Here is a 556-nt window from a genome sequence, read left to right on the forward strand (position 1 = left end):
CCCTTTTCCCATGCCTTCCTTCGACACTTCCCGCATCCAATGCCCCGTCCTGCGGGACAAGCTCATGACGGCCGAGCAGGCCGCCGCCCTGATCCCGAACGGCGCGCGCGTCGGCATGAGCGGCTTCACCGGCGCCGGCTACCCCAAGGCGATCCCGCCCGCGCTCGCCGCCCGCATCGAGACGCTGCACGCCGCCGGTGAGCCCTTCAGCATCGGCCTGTGGACGGGCGCCTCCACCGCGCCCGAGCTCGACGGCGCGCTCGCCAAGGTGGGCGGCGTGAACATGCGCATGCCCTACCAGTCCGACCCGACCTGCCGCGCGCAGATCAACGCCGGCAAGATGCAGTACGTGGACGCCCACCTCTCCCACGTGGCGCCCTACGTGTGGTTCGGCTTCTGGGGCCGGCTCGACGTGGCGGTGATCGAGGTGGCCGGCGTGCTGCCGGACGGGCGGCTGATCCCGTCCTCGTCCGTGGGCAACAACAAGACCTGGCTCGACCAGGCCGACAGGATCATCCTGGAGGTGAACGCCTGGCAGCCCGAGGGCCTTCAGGGC

The 556-nt window shown here is 70.9% G+C and carries 1 pseudogene; it reads left to right on the forward strand.

Going from position 1 to position 556, the window contains the following annotated elements:
- Nucleotides 1-64 precede the first annotated feature (64 nt).
- Nucleotides 65-556 (forward strand): annotated as a pseudogene (locus GVL52_RS31740) (propionyl-CoA--succinate CoA transferase); the annotation flags it as partial.

This window comes from Rhizobium sp. 18055, assembly GCF_902706285.1.
GTDB lineage: Bacteria > Pseudomonadota > Alphaproteobacteria > Rhizobiales > Rhizobiaceae > Rhizobium.